The organism is Pantoea sp. X-Soil-MYKO-1785, assembly GCF_059730675.1.
This window is the reverse complement of record NZ_AP036000.1, coordinates 3021968-3047449: the sequence shown is the minus strand read 5'-3', so window position 1 is coordinate 3047449 and position 25482 is coordinate 3021968. Positions and strand designations below refer to the sequence as shown.

Below are 25482 nucleotides of genomic sequence, written 5' to 3'. Positions count from 1 at the left end.
CGATATATAAAACCGTTACTGGTTTTCACACAGTTATAAATAAACTGGTGCCTCAGCGGGTGAGATCCGCATCAAACTTTTTCAGGGTGCCAAATGACATTACAAGCGATGAAAAAAATCGTGAGCGGTATCGCCTTGTCGCTGAGCGTGGCCGGCGCAGCCCATGCTACTGAATTACTGAATAGCTCCTATGATGTGTCACGTGAGCTGTTTGTTGCCCTGAATGCGCCGTTCATTAAACAGTGGGATGCCAGCCATCCAGCCGATCCCCTGACCATTAAGATGTCACATGCCGGCTCGTCGAAGCAGGCACTGGCGATCCTGCAGGGGCTGCGCGCGGATGTGGTCACCTACAATCAGGTTACTGACGTGCAGGTGCTGCATGACAAAGGCAACCTGATTGCGGCCGACTGGAAAAACCGACTGCCGAACAACAGTTCGCCGTTTTACTCCACCATGGCGTTCCTGGTGCGTAAGGGCAATCCAAAGCAGATTCATGACTGGTCAGATCTGGCCCGCAACGACGTGAAGCTGATTTTCCCTAATCCAAAAACCTCCGGTAATGGTCGTTATACCTACCTGGCTGCCTGGGGCGCTGCGGATAAAGCCGATGGCGGCGATCAGGCCAAAACCCGCGCCTTTATGACGCAGTTTCTGAAAAATGTAGAAGTGTTTGATACCGGCGGCCGTGGCGCGACCACCACTTTTGCCGAGCGTGGCCTCGGCGATGTGTTGATCAGCTTTGAGTCGGAAGTTAACAACATCCGCAATCAGTACGCGAAAGACCAGTATGAAGTGGTGGTGCCGAAAACTGACATTCTGGCGGAGTTCCCGGTGGCGTGGGTGGATAAAAACGTCGCCCACAACAACACCACCGACGCGGCCAGCGCATACCTCAATTATCTCTACACCCCGGCAGCTCAGGCGATCATCACCCGTTATTACTATCGGGTGAACAATCCACAGCTGATGGCGGAGCAGAAAGATCGTTTCCCGCAAACCTCGCTGTTCCGGGTGGAAGAGGCCTTTGGCGGCTGGGATAAGGTCATGCAGACCCATTTTGCCAGCGGCGGTGAGCTCGACAAATTGTTAGCGGCGGGGCGTGGATAATGTTTGCAGCCAGCCAGAAACGCGTGTTGCCCGGCTTTGGTATCAGCCTGGGCACCAGTCTGCTGTTTACCTGTTTAATTCTGTTGCTGCCCATCAGTGCAGTGATCATGCAGCTGTCGCAGATGACACTGCAACAGTACTGGGATGTGGTCACCAATCCGCAGCTGATTGCCGCCTATAAGGTGACGCTGCTCTCTGCGGGCGTGGCTTCACTGTTTAACGCGGTGTTCGGCATGCTGATGGCGTGGATCCTCACCCGTTACCGTTTTCCTGGCCGCACGCTGCTGGATGGCCTGATGGATCTGCCGTTCGCCCTGCCGACGGCCGTAGCGGGGTTAACCCTCGCCGGCCTGTTTTCGGTCAACGGCTGGTATGGGCAGTGGTTCGCCCATTTTGATATCAAAATTTCCTACACCTGGATCGGTATCGCCATCGCGATGGCGTTCACCAGTATTCCGTTTGTGGTGCGAACCGTGCAGCCGGTGCTGGAAGAGTTAGGCCCGGAGTATGAAGAAGCTGCTGAAACCCTGGGCGCCACGCCGTGGCAGAGTTTCCGCCGCGTGGTACTGCCGGAGGTCGCGCCTGCGCTGCTGGCTGGCACCGCCTTGTCGTTCACCCGCAGCCTGGGAGAGTTTGGCGCGGTGATCTTCATTGCCGGCAACATCGCGTGGAAAACCGAAGTGACCTCACTGATGATTTTTGTCCGCCTGCAGGAGTTTGATTATCCGGCCGCCAGTGCTATCGCCTCGGTGATTCTGGCCGCCTCGTTGATTCTGTTGTTCGCGATTAACACACTACAGAGCCGCTTTGGCCGTCGTCTGGGAGGCCACTAATGGCAGAGGTTTCGCAACTTAATCATGCTGCCCGCCAGCCGGTAAACTGGGGCAAATGGCTGCTGATTGGTATCGGGACGCTGTTCTCGGTACTGCTGCTGGTGGTGCCGATGGCCTCGATCTTCTGGGAAGCACTGAACCAGGGATTGGGCGTAGCGCTCGGCAATCTGGCGGATGGCGACATGCTGCATGCGATCTGGCTGACGGTGCTGGTAGCGCTGATCACCGTGCCGGTCAATCTGGTGTTCGGTACGCTGCTGGCGTGGCTGGTGACGCGTTTTACCTTTCCGGGACGACAGCTGCTGCTGACGCTGTTTGATATTCCGTTTGCCGTCTCGCCGGTAGTGGCTGGCCTGATGTATCTGCTGTTCTGGGGCGTCAACGGCCCGGCTGGCGGCTGGCTGGATGCGCATAACATCCAGATTATGTTTGCCTGGCCCGGCATGGTGCTGGCGACGGTGTTTGTGACCTGTCCCTTTGTGGTGCGCGAGCTGGTGCCGGTGATGCTGAGCCAGGGCAGCCACGAAGATGAAGCAGCGGTGCTGCTGGGCGCTTCTGGCTGGCAGATGTTCCGTCGCGTCACGCTGCCGAATATCCGCTGGGCGCTGCTGTACGGCGTGGTGCTGACCAACGCCCGCGCGATTGGTGAATTTGGTGCGGTCTCGGTGGTATCGGGATCGATTCGCGGTGAGACCTATACCTTACCGCTTCAGGTTGAATTACTGCATCAGGACTACAACACCGTTGGCGCGTTTACCGCCGCCGCGCTGTTGACGCTGATGGCAATTGTTACGCTGTTTCTGAAAAGCATTGTGCAATGGCGCTTAGCGCATCAGCACAACCGCTTGCAACAGGAGGGAAATCATGAGCATTGAGATTAACAAGATCAACAAATCCTTTGGTCGCACGTCGGTGCTGAACGATATCTCTCTTGATATTGCCTCGGGCGAAATGGTGGCGCTGCTGGGCCCGTCTGGTTCGGGTAAAACTACGCTGCTGCGCATTATTGCCGGGCTGGAGCATCAGAACAGCGGCCAGATCCGTTTTCATAACCATGACGTCAGCCGGCTGCACGCCCGTGACCGTCAGGTGGGGTTTGTGTTTCAGCACTATGCGCTGTTCCGTCATATGACAGTGTTCGACAACATCGCCTTTGGCCTGACGGTGCTGCCGCGTCGTGAGCGTCCCTCCACGGCGGAAATCAAACAGCGCGTGACCCGTTTGCTGGAGATGGTACAGCTGGCGCACTTGGCGAATCGTTTTCCGGCTCAGCTGTCGGGCGGACAGAAACAGCGTGTGGCGCTGGCACGTGCGTTAGCGGTTGAACCACAAATCCTGCTGCTGGATGAGCCGTTTGGCGCGCTGGATGCGCAGGTGCGTAAAGAGCTGCGCCGCTGGCTGCGCCAGCTGCATGAAGAGCTGAAGTTTACCAGCGTGTTCGTCACCCATGACCAGGAAGAGGCGATGGAAGTAGCCGATCGGGTTGTGGTAATGAGCCAGGGCAATATCGAACAGGTCGGTACGCCCGATGACGTCTGGCGCGATCCGGCGACCCGCTTCGTGCTGGAGTTCCTTGGTGAAGTTAACCGCTTTGATGGCGAAATTCAGGGCTCACAGTTCCACGTTGGCGCGCATCACTGGCCGCTGGGCTACACCTCGGCGCATCAGGGCGCGGTAGAACTGTTCCTGCGGCCGTGGGAGATTGACGTTTCACGCCGAAGCAGTCTGGAAACGCCGCTGCCGGTTCAGGTGCTGGAGATCAGTCCGCGCGGCCATTTCTGGCAGCTGGTAGTGCAACCCGCCGGCTGGCAGAGCGAACCGTTCTCACTGGTGTTCGAAGGCGAGCAGACAGCGCCAATTCGTGGCGAACGCCTGTTTGTTGGCCTGCAGCAGGCGCGCCTCTATCAGGGTGACACCCCGCTGCGCGCAGTTGCCTTTGCGCAGAGCGCCTGATATTTTCTCATCAACACCGGGCGGGAGTGTGACTCCCGCCTTTTTTTTGCCATTTTTCTTTTGCCTTACGCCAGGAACGACACCGTGACGACTCTCGAAGATACCATCGGCAATACCCCGCTGATTAAGCTGCAGCGCCTGACGCCCGCCAACGGCAGTGAGGTGTGGCTCAAGCTGGAAGGCAATAATCCGGCGGGATCGGTCAAGGATCGCGCGGCCTGGTCGATGATCAATCAGGCGGAGCTGCGCGGTGAAATTACTCCCGGCGATCAGCTGATTGAAGCCACCAGTGGCAACACCGGCATTGCGCTGGCGATGATCGCCGCGCTGAAAGGCTACCGGATGCGCCTGCTGATGCCGGATAACATGAGTCAGGAGCGGCAGGATGCGATGCGCGCATACGGCGCGGAACTGGTGCTGGTGTCGCGCGAGCAGGGGATGGAGGGCGCGCGCGACCTGGCGCAGGCGATGGCGGCGCGCGGTGAAGGCCGGGTGCTCGACCAGTTCAATAATCCGGATAACCCGCTGGGCCATTATCAGACCACCGGCCCCGAGTTATGGCAGCAGTCAAACCAGCGGATGACCCATTTTGTCTCCAGCATGGGCACCACCGGCACCATTACCGGCGTCGGACGTTACCTGAAAGAGCACAATACCGGGGTGCAGGTGATTGGTTTACAGCCCAGCGAGGGCAGCAGTATTCCGGGGATCCGCCGCTGGCCGCTGGCCTATCTGCCGGGCATTTACCGGCCCAATCTGGTTGATGACGTGATTGATATGTCACAACAGGAAGCGGAAGAGACGATGCGCGCGCTGGCGCGACGTGAAGGAATTTTCTGCGGCGTCAGCTCCGGCGGCGCGGTGGCGGGCGCCTTGCGGATCGCCGCGGCCCATCCCGGCAGCGTGGTGGTGGCGATCGCCTGCGATCGCGGCGATCGTTATCTTTCGACCGGCCTCTATCAGTAACGTTATCTCTGCCTGAACCGGCCTGCGCGCGCGTCTTCGCTGCCCGCAGGCTTTTTTTTTGCGTGGCCTTATGCCGTCGGCAGTGCTAAATCTGTAAGGATCGCGTAAATCAGGCTGCGCCCTGCTCCGGCTCAGGACAAAATAGCGGCAATTTTGTACGAGAGATAAAAATGAAAATCCTGCTTGTTGATGATGATGTTGAATTAGGCACCATGTTAAGCCAGTACCTGATCGCTGAAGGGTTCGATGCGCAGCTGGTGTTAACCGGCAGCGCCGGGGTTCAGGGGGCGCTGTCCGGTCAATACACCGCAATGATTCTGGATATCATGCTGCCCGATATGAGCGGTATTGATGTGCTGCGTCAGGTGCGGCAGAACAGCCGCCTGCCGGTGATCATGCTGACCGCGAAAGGCGACAATATTGATCGGGTGATCGGCCTGGAGATGGGCGCGGATGATTACATGCCGAAACCCTGCTATCCGCGTGAACTGGTTGCCCGACTGCGGGCGGTGCTGCGTCGGTTTGAAGAGCAGGCGCCGCAACCGGACGCGAAAGAACCGCTGCGCTGGCGTGAGCTGACGCTTAATCCCGCTACCCGCATCACCGAATGGCAGGGCAAAGCCTTTGACCTGACCGCCTCGGAATTTAATCTGCTGGATCTGTTGCTGCGCGCGCCGGATCGGGTGGTATCGAAAGATGAGCTGTCGGAGAAGGGGCTCGGTCGTCCCCGTGAAGCCTATGACCGCAGCGTCGATGTTCATATCAGTAATATCCGCCAGAAGTTAAGCGCCTTAACCGCCGACAGCGTAAATATCGAAACCGTGCGCAGCATTGGTTACCGTATTCGATGAAGCAGAGTTACCGTGGACGGATGTTCTGGAAGATTCTGATCGGCTTCTGGGTCGTGTTCGTCATCATGAGCCAGTTAATCTGGCTGGGTTTTTCGCTCTCCGGTAAACGCCATGAGCCGCCTGAAAACGTCGCTATCCGGCGTACCGTCGATCTGCAAATGGCCTCTGCGGTTTCGGTGCTGGAGCGGGGTGGTCCCGCGGCGCTGGAGGATATGATGGCAGGCTGGGAGCCTAACGATCGCCAGTTTTTTACCGTGATACAGCATACGCGGCCAGCCGGGCAACCCAGCCTGCCCGAGCGGCTAAATCCGCCGTCTGAAGGCCGGATACCCGACCAGATCGTGCGCTGGGTACGTGGTGCAGACAACAAAGAGTATGAGCTGCGCTACAACATTAAAGGCATGCGGGAAGACAGCAGCATGAACATGATGCCGCGTAAATTCCTGAATATTCCCGAGCCGATGTTCGTGTTTGCCGGCTCGGTAGGGCTGCTGTTCAGCCTGCTGCTGGCCTGGAACCTGACGCGACCGATGCGTCAGTTACGCGAAGGCTTTTCCCGGGTCGCCGGGGGCGATTTGAGCGTACGGCTGTTCCCGATGATGCGTAAACGCCACGATGAGATTTCCAACGTGGCGGAAGCCTTTGATGCGATGGTTGAACGGCTGGAGACGCTGGTGCGGGCGCGAGAAGAGCTGCTGCATGATATCTCTCACGAGCTGCGCTCCCCGCTGGCGCGGCTGCAGCTGGCCACCGGGCTGGCGCGTCAGACGCCGGAAAGCGTCGGCAGTTCGCTCGATCGGATTGATGAAGAGGCGCGCCGGCTGGATAAGATGATCGGCGAGCTGCTCACCCTGTCGCGTGCTGAACATGAAAGCATTCCGGATGAGCAATATTTTGACCTGACCGGGTTAGTCGATGCGGTGGTCACCGATGTCCGCTATGAAGCGCAGATCCCAGACGTCAGGGTTGAATTTCTGGTAGATAACCAGGCCGACTATACGGTGCGCGGTAATGCGGAACTGATACGGCGTGGCGTCGAAAACGTGCTGCGCAATGCGCTGCGCTTTTCGCTGCCCGGTCAGCAGATTGAAGTACGCTTAAGCGCGGAACAGCAGTGGCTGGCGATACGGGTACGGGATCAGGGGCCGGGTGTTGATGAAGAGAAGTTATCCAGCATTTTTGACCCGTTTGTGCGGGTCAATTCACCGCTGATGGGCAAAGGTTATGGCCTTGGGTTAGCTATTGTGCGCAAAGTAGTGCTGGCGCATCATGGCGAGGTCAAAGCGATTAATCGACCTGACGGCGGCCTGGAACTGACGCTGCGTTTACCGCGCTGGCAGCAGCCCTGAGCCTGGACGAGAGTCAGAAACAGTAACGGCACCCGAAGGTGCCGTTATGTTTAATCACTGACGCTTACTTTTTGATGCGAATCACCGGCGTTTCGCCAACGGTGACCTGGCCAGACAGCTTAATCAATTCCTTGATTTCATCCATGTTGGAGATGACAACCGGTGTCAGGGTTGATTTTGCTTTCTCTTCCAGCAGCGGTAAGTCGAACTCGATGACCACGTCGCCTTTTTTGACCTTCTGGCCTTCTTCAGCGATGCGTTTGAAGCCTTCACCTTTCAGTTCAACCGTATCGATGCCGAAGTGGACAAACAGCTCAATGCCGTTATCAGACTCGATTGAAAAAGCGTGGTTGGTTTCAAAAATCTTGCCGATAGTGCCATCAACCGGCGCGACCATTTTGTTGCCGCTTGGTTTGATCGCAATACCGTCGCCCACGATTTTCTCTGCAAACACCACATCTGGTACGTCTTCAATGTTCACGATTTCGCCTGACAGAGGCGCTACGATGTCAATTGTCCCAGCGCTATCTGTTTTTTCGCCAAAAAGTTTAGAAAACAAACCCATGATCTTCTCCTAAGCAGTAATTTGGGGCCAGCATCTCGCAGATTAGCAGAGCGTTTTTTCTTTGATGAATTTGTTAACCAGATTCATCAAATCATCCGCTGTCGGTTGAGCCAGTGCCTGCTCCGCCAATGCCTTCGCATCTTCGAAATTAGTATTACGAATGATTTTCTTGATGCCAGGGATAGAAATGGCACTCATGCTGAACTCGTCCAGCCCCATTCCCAGTAACAGTAGTGTAGCACGTTCATCACCTGCCAGCTCACCACACATGCCGGTCCATTTGCCTTCAGCGTGAGATGCATCAATGACTTGCTTGATTAAATTCAGCACTGACGGCGTCATTGGGTTGTACAGGTGCGAGATCAAATCATTACCACGATCGACCGCCAGAGTATACTGCGTCAGGTCGTTGGTCCCAATACTGAAGAAGTCGACTTCCTTCGCCAGATGGTGCGCGATGACGGCAGACGCCGGGGTTTCCACCATGATGCCGACTTCAATGCTCTCATCAAACGCTTTACCTTCTTCGCGCAGCTGGGCTTTCAACAGCTCCAGTTCCGCTTTCAGGCTGCGCACTTCTTCAACCGAAATAATCATCGGGAACATGATGCGCAGTTTGCCGAATGATGACGCGCGCAGGATGGCACGCAGCTGGGCATGCAAAATTTCTTTGCGGTCCATGGCGATACGAATCGCGCGCCAGCCGAGGAACGGGTTCTCTTCTTTCGGCAGGTTCATGTACGGCAGATCTTTGTCGCCGCCAATGTCCATGGTACGCACGATCACCGCCTGTGAACCCATCGCTTCAGCGACGGCTTTATAGGCCTGGAACTGCTCTTCTTCGCTTGGCAGCGAATCACGGTCCATGAACAGGAATTCAGTACGGTAGAGGCCAACACCTTCTGCGCCGTTGCGCTCAGCGCCAGCGATATCACGCACGGTACCGATGTTAGCGCACACTTCTACCTGATGGCCGTCCAGCGTCACCGCCGGCAGATCTTTCAGTTTGGCTAATTCATGTTTTTCAGACAGATACTGGGTCTGTACGGCTTTCAGCTCTTCCTGAATTGCTTCAGAAGGATTGACGTAAATGGTGTTATTAACGCCATCCAGAATCAGGAAATCGCCGTTTTTGATGGTGGCGGTGACGTTACCGGTTCCGACAATCGCCGGGATCTCAAGGGAACGCGCCATGATTGAGGTGTGCGAGGTGCGCCCGCCTAAATCAGTAATAAAGCCCAGCACCTTTTTCAGGTTCAGCTGTGCGGTTTCTGACGGCGTTAAATCTTTGGCCACCAGAATGGATTCGTCCTGAATTGCGCTCAGGTCAACGATATGCAGACCTAAAATGTTCTGCAGCAGACGCTTACCGATGTCACGCACGTCAGCCGCACGCTCTTTCAGGTATTCGTCATCTAACTCTTCCAGCGCTTTCGCCTGGCCATCGATAACAGAGTAGGCAGCGGCGTCAGCAGAGGCGTGATCTTTTTTGATCAGGTCGATGATTTCCTGCTCCAGCTCTTCATCTTCCAGCAACATGATGTGGCCTTCGAAGATGGCGGCTTTCTCTTCACCGAGGGTTTCACCCGCTTTGATGCGAATCGCTTCCAGTTGTACTGCCGCCTTGCTGCGGCCGTCGAGGAAGCGCTGAACTTCCTGCTCAACCTGGTCATCCGAAATCTTCTTGCGGTTGATGACGATCTCGTCTTCTTTCAGCAGCAGTGCTTTGCCGAAAGCGATACCTGGTGATGCTAAAATGCCTGAAATCATAACCTTACCTTTTAATCACGATGGCTGATTGGACTCTTTGCGGTGCCATTGTCGCGGGACACGTACTTTACGAAAGCAATAACGCGGACAGATTGTCCGCGATCAAGATGTTTGCACTCAATGGCGCAGAGGAGTCGATTTGCTGGAAAGCTGAGCGGAACTTATTCCAGTTCAGCCATCAGTTTGACCAGATGCTCAACTGCTTTTTGCTCGTCTTCACCTTCCGCGGAAAGGGTCACGACAGTCCCCTGGGTTAAACCCAGCGTCTGCAGTTTGAACAGGCTTTTTGCGCTCGCTGATTTACCGTTAGAGGTCACGGTAATTTCTGACTGGAAAGCTTTGGCTTCTTTAACGAATTGCGCAGCTGGGCGAGTGTGCAGACCGTTTGGTGCGGTAATGGTAACTTCTTGCTGGAACATTCTATTTCCCCAACGTTATCAGGATGAGTGTTTTGGATCTAAAGTCTAGCCTGGAGCCGTCACTTTAGCCTGTGTAGGTGCGCGGGTATAGCATCATGCTGGCTAACGACGCGCATGAATGAATTTTTCAATTCCGTTGCGTGTCAAAAACGATTCTACACGTCACCGGGTAATTATGCCGTTAATCGCCGTTTCGCCAAATCCGTAAATCGATTCAGCTTGATCCACTTCAAAGAGGGATTAATTTCAGGCATCGAAATAATTGGCAGTCTAAATACCAGAGCCGCGTCACTGAAATCAATCTGCAGGGTGGTAAAAGTGGGATCTGCACCACAAAAAAGCACCCAATCGGGTGCTTTTTTCGGCATTTTCAGACTATCAGCCGTTACTGCTGCAGCTCTTTTTCGGTGAACAGGTCGGCAAAAAGGGCGGTACTGAGGTAGCGTTCGCCGGAAGAGGGCAGGATCACCACAATGTTCTTATTGGCGAAAGCTTCATCTTCCTGCAGCTTCAGCGCCGCAGCGACTGCCGCGCCGGATGAAATACCGGCCAGGATACCTTCTTCTTCCATCAGCTGACGGGCAGTGCTGATGGCTTCTTCATTGCTGATGGCAATCACCCGATCGATCAGATTCAGATCAAGGTTGCCTGGAATAAAGCCGGCACCGATACCCTGAATTTTATGCGGGCCTGGTTTGATCTCATCGCCGGCCAGCGCCTGAGCAATCACCGGTGAGTCCGTCGGCTCAACGGCAACCGAGATCAAATCTTTTTTGCCTTTGGTGTTCTTGATGTAGCGGCTCACGCCGGTCAGCGTACCGCCGGTGCCGACGCCAGCAATAAACACGTCCACTTCACCGTCGGTATCTTCCCAGATTTCCGGGCCAGTAGTCTTTTCGTGGATTTCCGGGTTGGCCGGGTTGCTGAACTGCTGTAACAGCACATATTTATCCGGGTTACTGGCGACGATCTCTTCTGCTTTGGCGATCGCGCCTTTCATGCCTTTGGCACCTTCGGTCAGCACCAGCTGTGCGCCCAGCGCTTTCAGCAACTTACGACGCTCAACCGACATGGTCTCCGGCATGGTCAGCGTCAGTTTGTAACCGCGCGCCGCCGCCACATAGGCCAGCGCGATACCGGTGTTACCGCTGGTTGGTTCAACCAGTTCAACGCCCGGTTTCAGAATGCCGCGTTTCTCTGCGTCCCAAATCATATTGGCACCGATACGGCATTTCACGCTGAAGCTCGGATTACGGGATTCAACTTTCGCAAGGATGCGGCCGTTACCGATACGGTTCAGTCGAACCAGTGGCGTATGACCAATTGTCAAAGAGTTGTCTTCATAGATCTTACTCATAGCCTGCCCTTAACTGTATGAATTATTGGGAACCCTCTGAGCATACCTGTTCTGCCTGGGTGCGGAAGGAAAGAAATCGCATATCTATATGTCAGCCGGCAATAAGCCGCGTTAAAAAGAGCATAAGGCCGGCTGAGAGGTCTAACGCAAACCGGGATGCGCCAGGTTCTGTCGATAGCGATCGACCCACATTGCCGTGGCACCGCAAACAGCAACCGGCATGATGGCGAGGTTCAGAATCGGAATCATGGTGAACAGACTAATCAGTGCGCCAAACTGCATGTTAGCGGTTTTGTGCTGTCGCAGGGCGTTGCGCATCTGCTGAAAAGGGACTTTATGGTTATCAAACGGATAGTCACAATATTGCACCGACAGCATCCAGGCGCTGAACAGGAACCACAGCACCGGCGCCACGGTCTGGCCGAAGCCGGGAATAAAGTAGAGCAGCAGCAGCCCGATGGCGCGCGGCAGGTAGTACCCCAGCTTTTGCAGCTCACGCTTCATGATGCGCGGCACATCCTTAATCAATCCAGCCCAACCGCTGTCGGGCAACGGCTTACCGGTAAGACGACCTTCGAGCTGCTCGGCCAGCAGTCCGCAGAAGGGCGCGGCAATCCAGTTCGCCAGCGTGGAGAAGAAGTAGCTAAACACCAGCACAATTGCAATCACCGACAGCGGCCACAGCAGATAGCTCAGCCACTGCAGCCAGTCCGGGATATGAGCCAGCAGGCGTGGGATCCAGTCGCCCAGCCGGTAAAATAGCCAGATAAACGCGCCGCCCAGCATTACGATGTTAATCAGCAGTGGCATCACCACAAAACGCCGGATGCCCGGTAAACGCACCAGTTTCCAGCCCTGGCTGAAATAGTGTACACCGTTAAAATTTGAGACCGATTTCTCACGGGCCATAAAGCCAATTCTCCTGAAGATGTTAAGCCGCGCCCACTATAACCTGGCTTTTTCTGCTGACCAGCTGCCGTTTGGGTAAAAAAACAGCGAAAAAGCGTGGGTCGCCTATCTTATTTGTCAGAAAATAGTGCACAGACTTGCACTTGTGTAGCAGGGCAAATACAGTTAGAGGATAAAGTTTGCCGCGGTGGCAAGGTATTGGAACAACAGAGAATACAATGATGCAGGATTTGCGTCTGATATTAATCGTTGTTGGCGCGATCGCCATTATAGCGCTCCTTCTTCACGGGCTGTGGACCAGCCGAAAAGAGCGCTCGTCAGTGTTCCGCGATCGCCCGCACAAACGTCTTAAACAACGTGATGAACATGATGAGCAGGACCTGATTGACGACGAGGACGACGGCGTCGGTGAGGTACGTGTACGCCCTGAGCGTCCGACTCATCAGGAACCGCGTTTCGATGAAGTTCGCGATTCACAGCCACAAGCGCCGCGTCAGCCTGCGGCCGCTGAGCCTGTGCGTCAGCCCGCGCCGCGACCTGCACCGCAGTCTGAACCTGAAAGCGATCCGCTGTTCGACACGGCACCGCAGCCTAAGCCGCAGCCGCGTCCTGAGCCGGTCCGCCAGCAGCAACCTGCGCCGACCTTTGTCGCGCCGCCGGTGCAGGCCGATCCGCTGCTCGATTTAGATCCGCTGGAGTCGGTACAGCCGGAACCGCAGTATCAGGCTGAGCCTGAGCCGCAGTCTGAGGTGGTTGCTGCGCCTGAAACCAAAGCGCCAGCAGAGAAGCCTAAAGAGGCGGTGCTGGTGCTGCATGTGGCCGCGCACTCCGGTGGCGAGCTGAACGGTGAAGCGCTGCTGCAGGGGATTCTGCAGGCTGGCTTCCAGTTTGGCGAAATGAACATTTTCCACCGTCATCTCAGCCCGGCAGGCAGCGGTCCGGTATTGTTTAGCCTGGCCAATATGGTTAAACCGGGTTCGTTCAATCCTGATCTGATGACTGATTTCAGCACGCCTGGCATCTCTATCTTTATGATGGTGCCTTCCTATGGGGATGCGAATCAGAACTTCAAGCTGATGTTACAGTCAGCGCAGCGTATCGCGGATGATGTCGGCGGTGTGGTGCTGGATGATGAGCGCCGCATGATGACACCACAGAAGCTGGAAACCTACAAAGCGCGCATTCGCGATGTGGTCGGCATCTGAGACCTGCGCTAACGGTTAACTGAATTGTCAAAACAAACCCCCGCCTGTCGGGGGTTTTTTATCTGATGGGGCTTTATGAAATCCGTCCAGGATCAAATCACCGAACTGCGCACAACGTTGCGTCATCATGAATATCTCTACCACGTTATGGATGCCCCGGAAGTACCGGATGCCGAATACGATCGTCTGATGCGTGAGCTGCGTGAGATGGAAGCGGCGCATCCCGAGCTGATCACTCCGGACTCGCCTACTCAGCGTGTCGGTGCTGCGCCGCTGACGGTGTTCGAGCAGGTGCGTCATGAAGTCCCGATGCTGTCGCTGGATAACGCTTTTGATGAAGCCACCTTTATGGCTTTCAACAAGCGGGTGCAGGATCGGCTGAAAAACAGCGATGACATCACCTACTGCTGCGAACTGAAACTGGATGGCCTGGCGGTCAGCCTGCTGTACGAAAACGGCCTGCTGGTGCGGGCGGCGACCCGCGGTGACGGTACTACCGGCGAGAATATTACCGCCAATGTCCGCACCATTCGCGCCATTCCGCTGCGGCTGAAGGGCGACAACATTCCGGCGCGACTGGAAGTGCGCGGCGAAGTGTTTATGACCCAGCGCGGCTTTGAAAAACTGAATGAAGAAGCACGGCGTACCGACGGCAAGGTGTTTGCCAACCCGCGTAATGCGGCGGCAGGCTCGCTGCGCCAGCTGGATCCGCGCATTACCGCTAAGCGCCCGCTGACCTTCTTCTGCTACGGTTTTGGCCTGCTGGAAGGCGGCGATATTCCACACAGCCACCTGGCGCGACTGCAACAGTTCAAAGCCTGGGGGCTGCCGGTCAGCGATCGGATCCGTCTGGCGCACAACGCAGAAGAGGCGCTGGCTTTTTATCGTGAGATTGAGCGGCAGCGCCCCACGCTCGGTTTTGATATCGACGGTGTGGTAATCAAAGTCGATTCGCAGGCGCTGCAGGAGCAGCTCGGCTTCGTGGCTCGCGCACCACGCTGGGCTATTGCTTTTAAGTTCCCGGCTCAGGAGCAGATGACCTGGGTGCGCGACGTCGAGTTTCAGGTCGGACGCACCGGCGCGATTACGCCGGTGGCGCGGCTCGAACCGGTTCAGGTGGCCGGCGTTATCGTCAGCAATGCCACGCTGCACAATGCCGATGAAATTGAGCGCCTCGGCTTGCGCATCGGCGATCGGGTGGTGATTCGCCGCGCAGGCGATGTCATTCCGCAGGTGGTTAATGTGGTAACGACGGAACGCCCCGATGACGCCCGTGAAGTGGTGTTTCCGCAACATTGTCCGGTCTGTGGGTCGGACGTTGAGCGGGTGGAAGGGGAGTCGGTCACGCGCTGCACCGGCGGGCTGATCTGTGGTGCCCAGCGCAAAGAAGCGCTGAAGCACTTTGTGTCGCGCCGGGCGATGGATGTGGACGGCATGGGCGATAAGATTATCGACCAGCTGGTGGAAAAAGAGTATGTCAAAACCCCGGCTGACCTGTTCCGCCTGACCGCCGGTGTGCTGACCGGCCTCGATCGTATGGGGCCGAAATCGGCGCAAAACGTGGTGGATGCGCTGCAAAAGGCGAAATCGACCACCCTGGCGCGCTTTCTCTATGCGCTCGGCATTCGCGAAGTCGGTGAAGCGACCGCCGCCAATCTGGCTAACCATTTTGGTGAACTGGAAAAAGTGATGGATGCCGATCTGGAGGCGCTGATTGCGGTGCCGGATGTCGGCAAGGTGGTGGCGTCTCACGTGCGTAACTTCATGGAAGAGGAGAGCAACCGCGAGGTAATCCGCCAGCTGGTCGATGAGATAGGCATTCACTGGCCGGCGGTGGTGGTAGTGAGAGCCGAAGAGATCGACAGTCCGTTTGCCGGTAAAACGGTGGTGCTGACCGGCTCGCTGTCGCAGATGAACCGTGATGATGCCAAAGCGCAGTTAACTGCGCTGGGCGCAAAGGTAAGCGGCAGCGTTTCGAAGAAAACCGATCTGCTGATTGCCGGTGAAGCGGCCGGTTCCAAGCTGGCTAAAGCGCAGGAGCTGGGGATTGAGGTGATCGATGAAGCGGAAATGATCCGTCTGCTGGGTGCCTGATATGGAGAAACATCAGCTGGTGGCGATTGCCAATACTGCGATGCCCTTTGGCAAATACAAAGGGCGGATGCTGATCGATCTGCCCGAGCCTTACCTGCTGTGGTTTGCCCGCAGCGGGGATTTTCCGTCAGGCCAGCTGGGTGACCTGATGCAACTAACGCTGGCAATCAAAATTGAAGGCCTTGAAGGATTGGTCACACCGCTTAAGGCCAGTAAGTAATTCTGCCCGCGCTGGCGGGCAGTGTTTCTATTTTTGTGACTCCATCACCGGCGCTTTAACCTGCTGCGCCTGCAGCTTCTCGCCACTCTTTTTGTAGCGCCCGGCGATAAAGGAACAGACCATCAGCTGAACCTGATGGAAGATCATTAACGGCAGCACAATCATCCCCACGCTGCTGGCCGGGAACAGGATATTCGCCATCGGCACGCCGTTGGCCAGGCTCTTCTTCGATCCACAAAAAAGCACCACGATTTCATCGGCACGTTTAAAGCGGAACAGACGCGACGCCAGCAGGTTGATCAGCAACACTGCGGTCAGCAGCAGTACGCATCCTGCCAGAATCCACAACAGCGTATCGACGCCGACGCGGTGCCAGATGCCGTTAATCACCGCTTCACTGAAGGCGGAATAGACCACCAGCAGAATCGACGTCTGATCGGTTTTGCCAATCAGGCTGCGATGTTTCTCCACCCAGGCTCCAATCCAGCGGCGCGAGAGATGTCCCAGCACAAAAGGCACCAGCAGCTGCAGCATAATCTTACCGATTTGCTCCAGGCCGTCGGATGGCGCATTGCTGTGTACATCCATCACCAGATTAACCAGCAGCGGGGAGATGAATACCCCCAACAGGCTTGATGCTGAAGCGCTACAGACCGCTGCTGCAACGTTACCGCCCGCCATCGAAGTGAAGGCGATGGCTGATTGCACCGTCGCCGGCAGAATGCAGAGGTAGATAAAGCCGGTATAGATTTCAGGGCCGACATTCACCGGATGCCACCAGACCAGCAGCAGCCCGAGCAGCGGGAACAGCACAAAGGTACTGAACATAATCCACAGATGCAGTTGCCAGTGACTGCTGCCGGCGATGATCTTTTCGCGTGATAACTTGGCACCGTGCATGAAAAACAGCAGGGCGATGGCGGCAGTGGTCAGATAGCTAAAGATATCGACGAAAATGCCTTTTGCAGGCAGGAAAGACGCCAGCAACACGGTAATGATGAGTTTGACCATCATCGGATCGAGCCGTAAAAATCCCATCGTTAAAATCCGGTTAAATATTGAATAGCCTGATTGTGCGCGAAGCGGGTTTAGAAATAAAATTGATTTATTGAATTAATCTATGAGCTGAATCGATGAATTATACCCTTAAACAGCTGCGGACCTTTATCGCGGTAGCGCATCACGGCGGATTCAGTCAGGCCGGGCAGGCGATCGGCCTGAGCCAGTCGGCGGTCAGTCACAGCATAAAAGAGCTGGAAGCGGAAACCGGCGTCCGCCTGCTGGACCGCACCACGCGCGAGGTGATGCTGACGGAAGCCGGGCAGCAACTGGCGTCGCGTATGGAGCGGTTGCTGGAAGAGATCAATACCACGCTACTGGATATCCGCAGCTATGGCGAGCAGCGTAGCGGCACGGTGCGGCTGGCGGCCAGCCAGACGATTTCAGCTCATCTGATGCCACAATGCCTGGCGGCCAGTCAGCACCATTTTCCCGATATCAAAGTGATCCTCCACGATCGCGCCCAGCAGTGGGTATTGCAAAGCGTGCGCAACGCCGAGGTCGATTTTGGCATTATCATCGGTCCGCTCAGTGATACCGATTTCGATTGCCTCGCCATTCTGGATGAGCCGTTTCTTTTATTGTGCCGTGATGACGATCCGCTGGCGCTGGTGGAACAGGCGCAGTGGTCGATGCTGGCGGGGCGCACTATGGTGCTGCAGGATTACGCTTCAGGCAGTCGGGTATTGATTGATGCAGCGATGCAGCAACAGCAGATTCAGGTCGACGTGGTGCAGGATATTGGTCATCCCGCCACGCTGTTCCCGATGGTCGATGCGGGGATCGGTATCAGCATTCTGCCGGCGCTGGCCTTACCGCTGCCGGCCGGGCGGGCGCTGACGGTGAGACGTTTATACCCGGAGATAAATCGCAGCCTGATGCTGATTAAGCGCAAAAATCGCTCGCTGACGCCAGCCGCCGAAGCGATCTGGCAAGAGGTGCGCCAGCAGGCCGCGCTGCTGGCGCAACAACGGGCGGTCAATCCGCCGTTTTAGATATAGACATCGAGCTGGTGGTTGTCGGTTGGACGGTTGACGCCGTCCGCCTTGATTTCGCCTGGCAGTTTGCTGTCATCACTTTTCTGCTCAGCCTGTTCGGCTTGCTTCTGCTCTAACTGCGCAATCTGCGCTTCCAGCATGGTGATTTGCGACTCATACATCTGCTGCATCTCAGCTTTCTGTTTGTCAGACAGATCGTGATTGCCGGACAGGTCTTTCAGTTGCTTAGTGATGTTCTGGATCTGTTTGTTCAGTGCGGCCACCTGCGCCGCGACACTGCCGCCGCCGCTGTCACTGCTACTGGCTGCACTGCTTAAAACGCCCGATATAGATGACATCATTTTCTCCCTGCAAATAGTTAATATAAATATCGGCCTGTGGAAAAATGTCTTGAGAAGAAAAATGTTAAGAAGGCGAAAAGAACGGCGAGTAGAGATTGTCTGCGCCGTTAAGGCGGATGTGGCGGGGCAGTGAGGTAACAGCGGGTGACCGCAGAAACGGAAAAAGCGCCTTAAAGGCGCTTTTTTCTGAATGGGTGGGTCGTGCAGGATAAGCCGCGGCCCGTCCGGGGCCACGCCCTGCGGGTGATGCTGTCGCATCAGCCTGAATCGCTCCCGGCGCTTCAGTCGAACCTGCGGCAGGTTCTCATCCGGCACGTTCAACTCTGGGCAGCAGAAACGAAAAAAGCGCCTTAAAGGCGCTTTCTTCTTAATTGGTGGGTCGTGCAGGATTCGAACCTGCGACCAATTGATTAAAAGTCAACTGCTCTACCAACTGAGCTAACGACCCGAAGTGGTGGGTGATGACGGGTTCGAACCGCCGACCCCCTCCTTGTAAGGGAGATGCTCTACCAACTGAGCTAATCACCCACTTCGTACTGCTTAACAGGCGTGTATCACACTAAGATATGGTGGGTGATGACGGGCTCGAACCGCCGACCCCCTCCTTGTAAGGGAGATGCTCTACCAACTGAGCTAATCACCCATATCTTATATCCTGTTCACTGCGGGCCACCTTTTAGAGTGGTGGGTGATGACGGGTTCGAACCGCCGACCCCCTCCTTGTAAGGGAGATGCTCTACCAACTGAGCTAATCACCCCCGCTGTGTGGAGTCGCATTATAGGGATAGTTGATTTTGAGTCAACGCTTTTTAAAACATAAATGTGCGTTCGGTTTATTTTTAAACATCCTGTCGCGCTTTTAGTCAATGTGCTGGTTTTACTGGCAGAAAAGCCCCTTTTAGCCGGGCGCAGGCAACGGGCACGCATTGAGGATTCACCGCCAGATGCTAGAATGTGGCCACTGTTTTCGCGTCTAACCTGTTTTTTGTCATCCAGACAGAGAACCTGCGCATCTAAGGCAATACTCAATGAAAATCAAAACTCGCTTCGCGCCCAGTCCTACCGGCTATTTACATGTAGGCGGCGCCCGTACCGCACTCTATTCCTGGCTCTTCGCCCGCCACAATCAGGGCGAGTTTGTGCTGCGTATTGAAGACACCGATCTGGAGCGCTCTACGCCAGAGGCCATCGAAGCCATCATGGATGGTATGAACTGGCTGAGCCTCGACTGGAATGAAGGCCCGTATTACCAGACTAAACGCTTCGATCGCTACAACGCGGTGATTGATGAGATGCTGGCAGCGGGCACAGCCTATAAATGTTACTGCTCGAAAGAACGTCTCGAAGCCCTGCGTGAACAGCAGATGGCAAACGGCGAAAAGCCGCGTTACGACGGTCGCTGCCGTGACAGTCACGATCATCATGCAGCCGATGAGCCTTGCGTGGTGCGTTTTCGCAACCCACAGGACGGTTCGGTCATTTTTGATGACCAGATCCGCGGTCCGATTGAATTCAGCAACCAGGAGCTGGATGATCTGATCATCCGCCGCACCGACGGTTCACCAACCTATAACTTCTGCGTAGTGGTTGATGACTGGGATATGGGCATCACGCACGTCATTCGTGGCGAAGACCATATCAACAACACCCCGCGCCAGATCAACATCCTGAAAGCGATTGGCGCTCAGGTGCCGGTCTATGCCCACGTGTCGATGATCCTCGGCGACGATGGCAAGAAACTGTCCAAGCGTCACGGTGCCGTTGGTGTTATGCAGTATCGTGATGATGGTTATCTGCCGGAAGCGCTGCTGAACTACCTGGTTCGCCTCGGCTGGTCACATGGCGATCAGGAGATCTTTAGCGTTGCTGAGATGACTGAGCTGTTTACGCTGGATGCGGTCAGCAAGTCTGCCAGTGCCTTTAATACCGAAAAGCTGCAGTGGCTGAATCACCATTACATTAATGCGCTGCCGCCAGAATATGTTGCGACGCATCTGCAATGGCATATTGAACAGCAGAAAATTGATACCCGTACCGGTCCGGAACTGGCGAAGCTGGTGGGTCTGCTGGGTGAACGTTGTAAGACGCTGAAAGAGATGGCGGCTTCCTGCCGTTATTTCTATGAAGACTTTAATGAGTTTGATGCCGATGCTGCGAAGAAACATCTTCGTCCGGTTGCACGTCAGCCGCTGGAAGTGGTGCGTGATAAGCTGGCGGCCATCAGCGACTGGACAGCAGAAAACGTTCATCAGGCGATTCAGAGCACCGCAGATGAGCTGGAAGTCGGAATGGGCAAAGTCGGTATGCCGCTGCGTGTGGCGGTGACCGGTGCCGGTCAGTCACCGGGTCTGGACGTGACCGTTGAAGCGATTGGCCGTAGCCGCAGCGTCGCGCGCATCAAGCAGGCGCTGGCCTTTATCAGTGAGCGCGAAGCGCAGGCCTGAATAAACAAGCCGGAAGCAGCACGCTTCCGGTTTTTTTTACTCTTCATTAATCCCCAGCCGCTGCAATACGCCTTTAATCCCTTCACGTAATATTAATGCCGTGAACTGATCCTGCTCTGCCTGACTCATTTGCTGGACGGAACTTATTAATAACGCAGGCAATGAATGAGGGGCTGTGCCATAGGTCGCTGAGGTTTCATTCAGGTTGCGCGTTGCCTGGATAAAACTTTTAACACGCTCATCAATATGGATCAGGCGAGCCTTACCGCCTTGTACACCGGGCTTTGGCGTGGTGGTCCAGTTTTCCCGCTTGATCCACTTATTCACCGTTTGTCGACTGTAACCCGTTTCTGCCGCTAACTCTTCGGGAGTGAGCCATTCCTTTTTCACAGTGCTGTCCCTGTTAAATACATTAGCACTACATATTACAGCAAAACGTAACGGGTGAAAGTAACTGAAGGTGAAATTGCCTTTTGCCACTCGACAAAAGGCAAATAATCATTTATTGCACGCTGCTGGCAGGTTCAACAGCAGGGCGGAAGGCGAGGAAGTAGGCCAGACCGACGAAAACGGCACCGCCGACGCCATTACCTAAAAATACCGCGACAAAGTTAGGGAAGTACTCTGCCCAGCTCATCTGCCCGGCGAAGATAGCGGCCGGAATGATGAACATATTGGCCACCACGTGCTGGAAGCCAATGGCGACGAAGGCCATCACCGGGAACCACATGCCGAAAATTTTGCCGACCACATCTTTACTGGCAAACGCCAGCCACACCGCCAGACAGACCAGCCAGTTACAGCCTACGCCGGAAATGAAGGCGTGCAGAAAATCGGCGTGCACTTTCGCTGAGGCGATGGCGACAGTCTTCTTCAGGTAATCCCCTTCGGTCATGCCCAGCATGTGGCCAAAGAACCAGGCCACCGCGACGCTGCCGAGAAAGTTAGCCAGCGTCACCCAAAACCAGTTACGCGCGACGCTGAAAAACGAGATACGACGGGCAAACCAGGCCACCGGTAAGGTCATCATATTGCCGGTCAGCAGCTCTCCGCCCGCCAGTACCGTCAGAATGAGTCCGACCGGAAAGACCGCCGCGCCCAACAGGCCGCCGAACGAGCCCCAGTCGGCAGGCAGGGAATTAATGACATGCAGATCCAGCAGGAAGCCGGTGGCAATAAAAGCGCCGGCCATAAAGCCGAGGATCAGAAGAATGCTGATCGGCGCGCGGCTTTTGGCCACGCCTGCCTGGATCGCCAGTTGGGCGATTTCTTTTGGTGTATGCAGTGACATAGTATCTCAATAGTTTTTTTGATTAATGGGACGGTAAACGCCTGGTGGACGCGCGGCCGGCGGGAGAGGGGTCCGGTGACCGCTTAATTAGCGCGCTAAGTTTTGCATGCGAAAAAGACGAAGACAAGAAAATTCCCATAACATATTTAACCGTGATTTAACCTGGCCGCCGTCTGAATAACAGAAAAAAAACGCTCAGGCAGTTACCGCTGTGGTTCTGGCGCTGGCATGCTGCTGAAACCGCTCAGGTTGCCGTCTTTTTCAGCGATCAAACACAGAATGTGATTTTGCCGTTGACACCCTGGAGGGGGTTTCATATTATGCCGTCCGTCGCTTAACACGACAGTTTTTCGGTTCGGGGCTATAGCTCAGCTGGGAGAGCGCCTGCATGGCATGCAGGAGGTCAGCGGTTCGATCCCGCTTAGCTCCACCAAACTTCTTCCCAAAAGTTTGGCACTGAAAAACAATTCCAGATGTGGGGGTATAGCTCAGCTGGGAGAGCGCTTGCATGGCATGCAAGAGGTCAGCGGTTCGATCCCGCTTATCTCCACCATTTTCTGACAATTCTCTGTCAAATTCGCCTTTCTGATTTCGACTTCTCGCTTAACCGCGCCAACGCGTCACGTCTGACGTTTACCCGCCGATTATCCCGTATCTGAACCTTCTGTTGTCAATCGCCGAACTCATCACGCTCACACGCTCACACGCTGCTGTGCGGCGATAGCGCTATTCGTTGTCTGTCACGACGATTAGGCTCTGGCGCGCTGCTGTGCTGGTTGTGCCGCGCTGAGCGATTGCTAATGCGCAGCCTCAGCATGTTGCTGAGCCGTGACGACAGGAAGCAGAAGCAGGAAGAAGCAGGAAGGGCAGAAAGACAGAAGAGAAGGGCGAGACCCGCTCGCCCTTTTAGATCAGAACGCCAGCACCAGACCGGCGATCGCAGCTGAAAGCACGCTGACCAGGGTTGAGCCATACAGCAGTTTCAGACCAAAGCGGGAAACCACGTTGCCTTGCTCTTCGTTCAGACCTTTGATGGCGCCTGCCACAATGCCGATAGAAGAGAAGTTAGCGAACGACACCAGGAACACCGACAGAATGCCTTCGGCGTGCGGTGACAGCTGACCAGCAAGTTTCTGCAGATCCATCATCGCAACGAACTCATTAGACACCAGCTTGGTGGCCATAATACTGCCAACCTGCAACGCTTCACCTGCCGGCACGCCCATCACCCAGGCAAACGGGTAGAAGACATAACCCAGTACGCCCTGGAAGGTGATACCGAAAATCACGTCAAACAGCGCATTCAGACCTGAAATCAGTGCGATAAAACCGATCAGCATCGCGGCCACAATGATGGCAACGCGGAAACCGGCCAGGATGTACTCGCCCAGCATTTCAAAGAAGCTCTGGCCTTTATGCAGATCCTGCAGTTGCAGATCTTCTTCGCTGTCGACGCGGTAAGGGTTAATCAGCGACAGCACGATAAAGGTGCTGAACATGTTCAGTACCAGCGCCGCGACCACATATTTCGGCTGCAGCATGGTCATGTAAGCGCCGACAATCGACATCGACACGGTCGACATCGCGGTGGCTGCCATGGTGTACATCCGGCGCTGTGACATCTGGCCGAGGATATCTTTATAGGCAATGAAGTTTTCTGACTGTCCCAGTATCAGAGAACTCACGGCGTTAAACGATTCCAGCTTGCCCATGCCATTCACTTTCGACAGTACGGTGCCGATGCCACGGATAACCCATGGCAGAATGCGGAAGTGCTGCAAAATACCGATCAGCGCAGAGATAAAGACGATCGGGCACAGTACGTTGAGGAAGAAGAAGGCGAGGCCTTTATCATTCATATTGCCGAAGACAAAGTTGGTGCCCTCCGCCGCGTATTTCAGCAGATGGTCAAACACGCCGGCAAAACCTTTAACGAATCCGAGTCCCGCTTCGGAGTTCAGGAAGAACCAGGCGAGCACAATTTCAATCACCAGAAGCTGTATAATGTAGCGAATGCGAATACTTTTTCGGTCGTGACTGACCAGCAAGGCCAACACGCCGACCACCACCAGTGCTAAAAGAAACTGCAAAATATGGGACATGGTTGCTCCAAATTTGAGGAGGGTTGTATTTTGCTGCGTATTCTATGTAACGCGTTACTTAAAAACGAGATCTGAGCCACAATATAAGTATTCGCTATCACCTTATTTTCCAGAAAACTCTCAGCGATCACGTCTCGTTTACAAAACCTTCACAGTAGATAACCACAAATTTATTGTCTATATTTTGCCCCGGGCGTAGAGTGACATCGTTGCTCACATTTTTAGCACTCACTTCCTTTACTGTAAGATATAGCAATGGCTATACTTTATAGCAGCATCTATTTCACCAATAACAATAATCGAATTTCACTTGCAACCGCTTCCTCCTAAGCTTGCCGGGGTAGGCACATGTTCAGACAGGGTACCGTATATGTTTGAAAGTCGTACCGCCGAGCGCGCCGCTCGCGGAGTAAGAAAAGTCAAACTCGCACTGTTGGGACCCGCGTTTATTGCCGCTATCGGCTATATCGATCCGGGCAACTTTGCGACTAATATTCAGGCGGGCGCAGCGTACGGCTATAAACTGCTGTGGGTGGTGGTGTGGGCCAACATCATGGCGATGCTGATCCAGCTGATGTCGGCCAAACTGGGCATCGCTACCGGTAAAAACCTCGCTGAACATATTCGCGACCGCTTTCCCCGGCCAGCGGTGTGGTTCTATTGGGTGCAGGCGGAAATCATCGCCATGGCCACCGATCTGGCGGAATTTATCGGCGCGGCGCTGGGCTTCAAACTGCTGCTGGGCATTTCGTTGATGCAGGGCGCGGTGCTGACCGGTATCGCCACCTTCCTGATCCTGATGTTACAGAGTCGCGGACAAAAGCCGCTGGAGCTGGTGATTGGCGGGCTGCTGCTGTTTGTCGCCGCTGCCTATATCGTTGAGCTGTTCTTCTCCCAGCCCAAGGTCAGTGAACTGGTGCTCGGCATGGCGCTACCCTCTTTGCCGACCTCAGACGCGGTGTTCCTTGCCGCCGGGGTGCTGGGGGCGACCATTATGCCGCACGTGATCTACCTGCACTCCGCACTGACCCAGGGCAAAAGCAGCGACAGCAAAGGTCAGCGTTACTCGTCGACCAAACTGGACGTGGCGATTGCGATGACCATCGCCGGATTCGTTAACCTGGCGATGATGGCAACCGCAGCCGCGGCCTTCCACTTTAGTGGGCACAGTAAAATTGCCGAACTCGATCAGGCTTACCTGACGCTGCAACCGTTACTGGGCGAAGCCGCTGCCATCGTGTTTGGCCTGAGCCTGGTGGCCGCGGGTTTATCATCGACGGTGGTCGGTACGCTGGCGGGACAGGTGGTGATGCAGGGCTTTATCCGTTTCCATATCCCGCTCTGGGTGCGCCGCACGGTGACCATGCTGCCCTCCTTTATTGTCATCTGGGCGGGCTGGGACCCGACCCGCATTCTGGTGATGAGTCAGGTACTGCTCAGCTTTGGTATCGCGCTGGCGTTAATTCCGCTGCTGGCGTTCACCGGCAACCGTGAACTGATGGGCGATGAGATGGTGAATTCTCGTCTGATGCAACTGACTGGCTGGGTGATTGTGGCGCTGGTGATTACGCTGAATATCTATCTGCTGGTAGGACAAGCGCTGGGACTATAACGGCGACAGGTAACGATAAACGCCCGGTGATGCC

At 55.3% G+C, this 25482-nt stretch carries 23 protein-coding genes and 6 tRNA genes; 15 read left to right on the top strand and 14 right to left on the bottom strand.

What is annotated here, in order from left to right; all coding sequences use genetic code 11:
- Positions 1-93: 93 nt before the first annotated feature.
- From AC6I8D_RS14485 to AC6I8D_RS14455, 7 genes are all read left to right on the top strand, one after another.
- Positions 94-1110 (top strand): sulfate ABC transporter substrate-binding protein, encoded by a 1017-nt coding sequence (locus tag AC6I8D_RS14485; RefSeq protein WP_497820381.1) that lies wholly within the window; start codon positions 94-96, stop codon positions 1108-1110.
- Positions 1110-1943, top strand: a complete 834-nt coding sequence (cysT, locus tag AC6I8D_RS14480) for a sulfate/thiosulfate ABC transporter permease CysT (RefSeq protein WP_159861163.1) — start codon at positions 1110-1112, stop codon at positions 1941-1943. Before AC6I8D_RS14485 ends, cysT begins: the two co-directional genes overlap by 1 nt.
- A complete protein-coding gene (gene cysW / locus AC6I8D_RS14475; protein ID WP_312055008.1) occupies positions 1943-2818 on the top strand; it encodes a sulfate/thiosulfate ABC transporter permease CysW in 876 nt (291 codons plus the stop codon). Before cysT ends, cysW begins: the two co-directional genes overlap by 1 nt.
- The gene (gene cysA / locus AC6I8D_RS14470; protein WP_046288180.1) at positions 2808-3896 is read left to right on the top strand and encodes a sulfate/thiosulfate ABC transporter ATP-binding protein CysA; all 1089 of its coding nucleotides are present in this window, start codon (positions 2808-2810) and stop codon (positions 3894-3896) included. The genes cysW and cysA overlap by 11 nt, the downstream gene beginning before the upstream one ends.
- Before the next feature lie 84 nt (positions 3897-3980).
- Positions 3981-4862 carry a cysteine synthase CysM gene (gene cysM, locus AC6I8D_RS14465; protein WP_312055004.1) on the top strand — a complete coding sequence of 294 codons (882 nt, stop codon included), beginning with the start codon at positions 3981-3983 and terminating at the stop codon, positions 4860-4862.
- Between the two features lie 170 nt (positions 4863-5032).
- On the top strand, positions 5033-5713 hold the full coding sequence (locus AC6I8D_RS14460; protein ID WP_312055002.1) for a response regulator transcription factor: 681 nt from the start codon (positions 5033-5035) through the stop codon (positions 5711-5713).
- Entirely contained in the window at positions 5710-7062 is a 1353-nt protein-coding gene (locus tag AC6I8D_RS14455) for an ATP-binding protein (protein WP_497820380.1), read from the top strand. The genes AC6I8D_RS14460 and AC6I8D_RS14455 overlap by 4 nt, the downstream gene beginning before the upstream one ends.
- 64 nt (positions 7063-7126) lie before the next feature.
- Here AC6I8D_RS14455 and crr read toward each other — a convergent pair whose 3' ends face one another.
- The 5 genes from crr to cysZ all read right to left on the bottom strand — a co-directional run bounded on the left by crr (position 7127) and on the right by cysZ (position 12082).
- Complete coding sequence (crr, locus tag AC6I8D_RS14450; protein WP_069728735.1) at positions 7127-7627, bottom strand: PTS glucose transporter subunit IIA; 501 nt, start codon at positions 7625-7627, stop codon at positions 7127-7129.
- Positions 7628-7669: 42 nt separating this feature from the next.
- Entirely contained in the window at positions 7670-9397 is a 1728-nt protein-coding gene (ptsI, locus tag AC6I8D_RS14445) for a phosphoenolpyruvate-protein phosphotransferase PtsI (protein WP_312054998.1), read from the bottom strand.
- Positions 9398-9558: 161 nt separating this feature from the next.
- Positions 9559-9816: a phosphocarrier protein Hpr gene (ptsH, locus tag AC6I8D_RS14440; RefSeq protein WP_003848868.1), complete on the bottom strand. Its 258-nt coding sequence runs from the start codon at positions 9814-9816 to the stop codon at positions 9559-9561.
- Between the two features lie 385 nt (positions 9817-10201).
- Positions 10202-11173: a cysteine synthase A gene (gene cysK, locus AC6I8D_RS14435; RefSeq protein WP_031375859.1), complete on the bottom strand. Its 972-nt coding sequence runs from the start codon at positions 11171-11173 to the stop codon at positions 10202-10204.
- 141 nt (positions 11174-11314) lie between these two features.
- On the bottom strand, positions 11315-12082 hold the full coding sequence (gene cysZ, locus AC6I8D_RS14430; RefSeq protein ID WP_312054996.1) for a sulfate transporter CysZ: 768 nt from the start codon (positions 12080-12082) through the stop codon (positions 11315-11317).
- A gap of 218 nt (positions 12083-12300) precedes the next feature.
- Here cysZ and zipA point away from each other — a divergent pair, with 218 nt between their 5' ends.
- The 3 genes from zipA to AC6I8D_RS14415 all read left to right on the top strand — a co-directional run bounded on the left by zipA (position 12301) and on the right by AC6I8D_RS14415 (position 15601).
- Positions 12301-13287 carry a cell division protein ZipA gene (zipA, locus tag AC6I8D_RS14425; RefSeq protein WP_312054994.1) on the top strand — a complete coding sequence of 329 codons (987 nt, stop codon included), beginning with the start codon at positions 12301-12303 and terminating at the stop codon, positions 13285-13287.
- 75 nt (positions 13288-13362) lie between these two features.
- Positions 13363-15381, top strand: a complete 2019-nt coding sequence (gene ligA / locus AC6I8D_RS14420; RefSeq protein ID WP_497820379.1) for an NAD-dependent DNA ligase LigA — start codon at positions 13363-13365, stop codon at positions 15379-15381.
- A gap of 1 nt (position 15382) precedes the next feature.
- Positions 15383-15601 (top strand): DUF3820 family protein, encoded by a 219-nt coding sequence (locus AC6I8D_RS14415; RefSeq protein ID WP_312758967.1) that lies wholly within the window; start codon positions 15383-15385, stop codon positions 15599-15601.
- A gap of 27 nt (positions 15602-15628) precedes the next feature.
- Here the strand turns inward: AC6I8D_RS14415 and AC6I8D_RS14410 are convergent, their stop codons facing one another.
- The gene (locus tag AC6I8D_RS14410; protein WP_031375864.1) at positions 15629-16639 is read right to left on the bottom strand and encodes a bile acid:sodium symporter family protein; all 1011 of its coding nucleotides are present in this window, start codon (positions 16637-16639) and stop codon (positions 15629-15631) included.
- A 95-nt stretch (positions 16640-16734) separates the two neighbouring features.
- Here AC6I8D_RS14410 and AC6I8D_RS14405 point away from each other — a divergent pair, with 95 nt between their 5' ends.
- A complete protein-coding gene (locus tag AC6I8D_RS14405) occupies positions 16735-17655 on the top strand; it encodes a LysR family transcriptional regulator (RefSeq protein WP_312758965.1) in 921 nt (306 codons plus the stop codon).
- On the opposite strand, the gene AC6I8D_RS14400 is transcribed toward AC6I8D_RS14405, so the two are convergent.
- From AC6I8D_RS14400 to AC6I8D_RS14380, 5 genes are all read right to left on the bottom strand, one after another.
- Positions 17652-17996 carry a FlxA-like family protein gene (locus AC6I8D_RS14400; protein WP_497820687.1) on the bottom strand — a complete coding sequence of 115 codons (345 nt, stop codon included), beginning with the start codon at positions 17994-17996 and terminating at the stop codon, positions 17652-17654. The genes AC6I8D_RS14405 and AC6I8D_RS14400 overlap by 4 nt on opposite strands.
- A 375-nt stretch (positions 17997-18371) precedes the next feature.
- Positions 18372-18447, bottom strand: a tRNA-Lys gene (locus AC6I8D_RS14395).
- 4 nt (positions 18448-18451) lie between these two features.
- Positions 18452-18527: transfer RNA gene (locus AC6I8D_RS14390), tRNA-Val, on the bottom strand.
- Between the two features lie 39 nt (positions 18528-18566).
- Positions 18567-18642: transfer RNA gene (locus AC6I8D_RS14385), tRNA-Val, on the bottom strand.
- Positions 18643-18681: 39 nt separating this feature from the next.
- Positions 18682-18757 (bottom strand) — tRNA-Val (locus tag AC6I8D_RS14380).
- A 270-nt stretch (positions 18758-19027) separates the two neighbouring features.
- Between AC6I8D_RS14380 and gltX the strand changes: the two genes are divergently transcribed.
- Positions 19028-20443, top strand: coding sequence for a glutamate--tRNA ligase (gene gltX, locus AC6I8D_RS14375; protein ID WP_497820378.1), 1416 nt, complete (start codon positions 19028-19030; stop codon positions 20441-20443).
- A gap of 36 nt (positions 20444-20479) precedes the next feature.
- Here gltX and AC6I8D_RS14370 read toward each other — a convergent pair whose 3' ends face one another.
- Both AC6I8D_RS14370 and AC6I8D_RS14365 read right to left on the bottom strand, forming a co-directional pair.
- Positions 20480-20833 carry a YfeC-like transcriptional regulator gene (locus AC6I8D_RS14370; RefSeq protein WP_312057431.1) on the bottom strand — a complete coding sequence of 118 codons (354 nt, stop codon included), beginning with the start codon at positions 20831-20833 and terminating at the stop codon, positions 20480-20482.
- Positions 20834-20945: 112 nt separating this feature from the next.
- Positions 20946-21734: a formate/nitrite transporter family protein gene (locus tag AC6I8D_RS14365; RefSeq protein ID WP_312057429.1), complete on the bottom strand. Its 789-nt coding sequence runs from the start codon at positions 21732-21734 to the stop codon at positions 20946-20948.
- 357 nt (positions 21735-22091) lie between these two features.
- Here AC6I8D_RS14365 and AC6I8D_RS14360 point away from each other — a divergent pair.
- Together AC6I8D_RS14360 and AC6I8D_RS14355 are read left to right on the top strand one after the other, a co-directional pair.
- Positions 22092-22167: transfer RNA gene (locus AC6I8D_RS14360), tRNA-Ala, on the top strand.
- A gap of 44 nt (positions 22168-22211) precedes the next feature.
- Positions 22212-22287 (top strand) — tRNA-Ala (locus tag AC6I8D_RS14355).
- Positions 22288-22645: 358 nt separating this feature from the next.
- Here the strand turns inward: AC6I8D_RS14355 and AC6I8D_RS14350 are convergent.
- On the bottom strand, positions 22646-23836 hold the full coding sequence (locus tag AC6I8D_RS14350; protein ID WP_031375870.1) for a NupC/NupG family nucleoside CNT transporter: 1191 nt from the start codon (positions 23834-23836) through the stop codon (positions 22646-22648).
- A 370-nt stretch (positions 23837-24206) separates the two neighbouring features.
- On the opposite strand from AC6I8D_RS14350, the gene AC6I8D_RS14345 reads away from it, so the two are divergent.
- Positions 24207-25448 (top strand): Nramp family divalent metal transporter, encoded by a 1242-nt coding sequence (locus AC6I8D_RS14345; protein ID WP_031375871.1) that lies wholly within the window; start codon positions 24207-24209, stop codon positions 25446-25448.
- Positions 25449-25482: the final 34 nt, after the last annotated feature.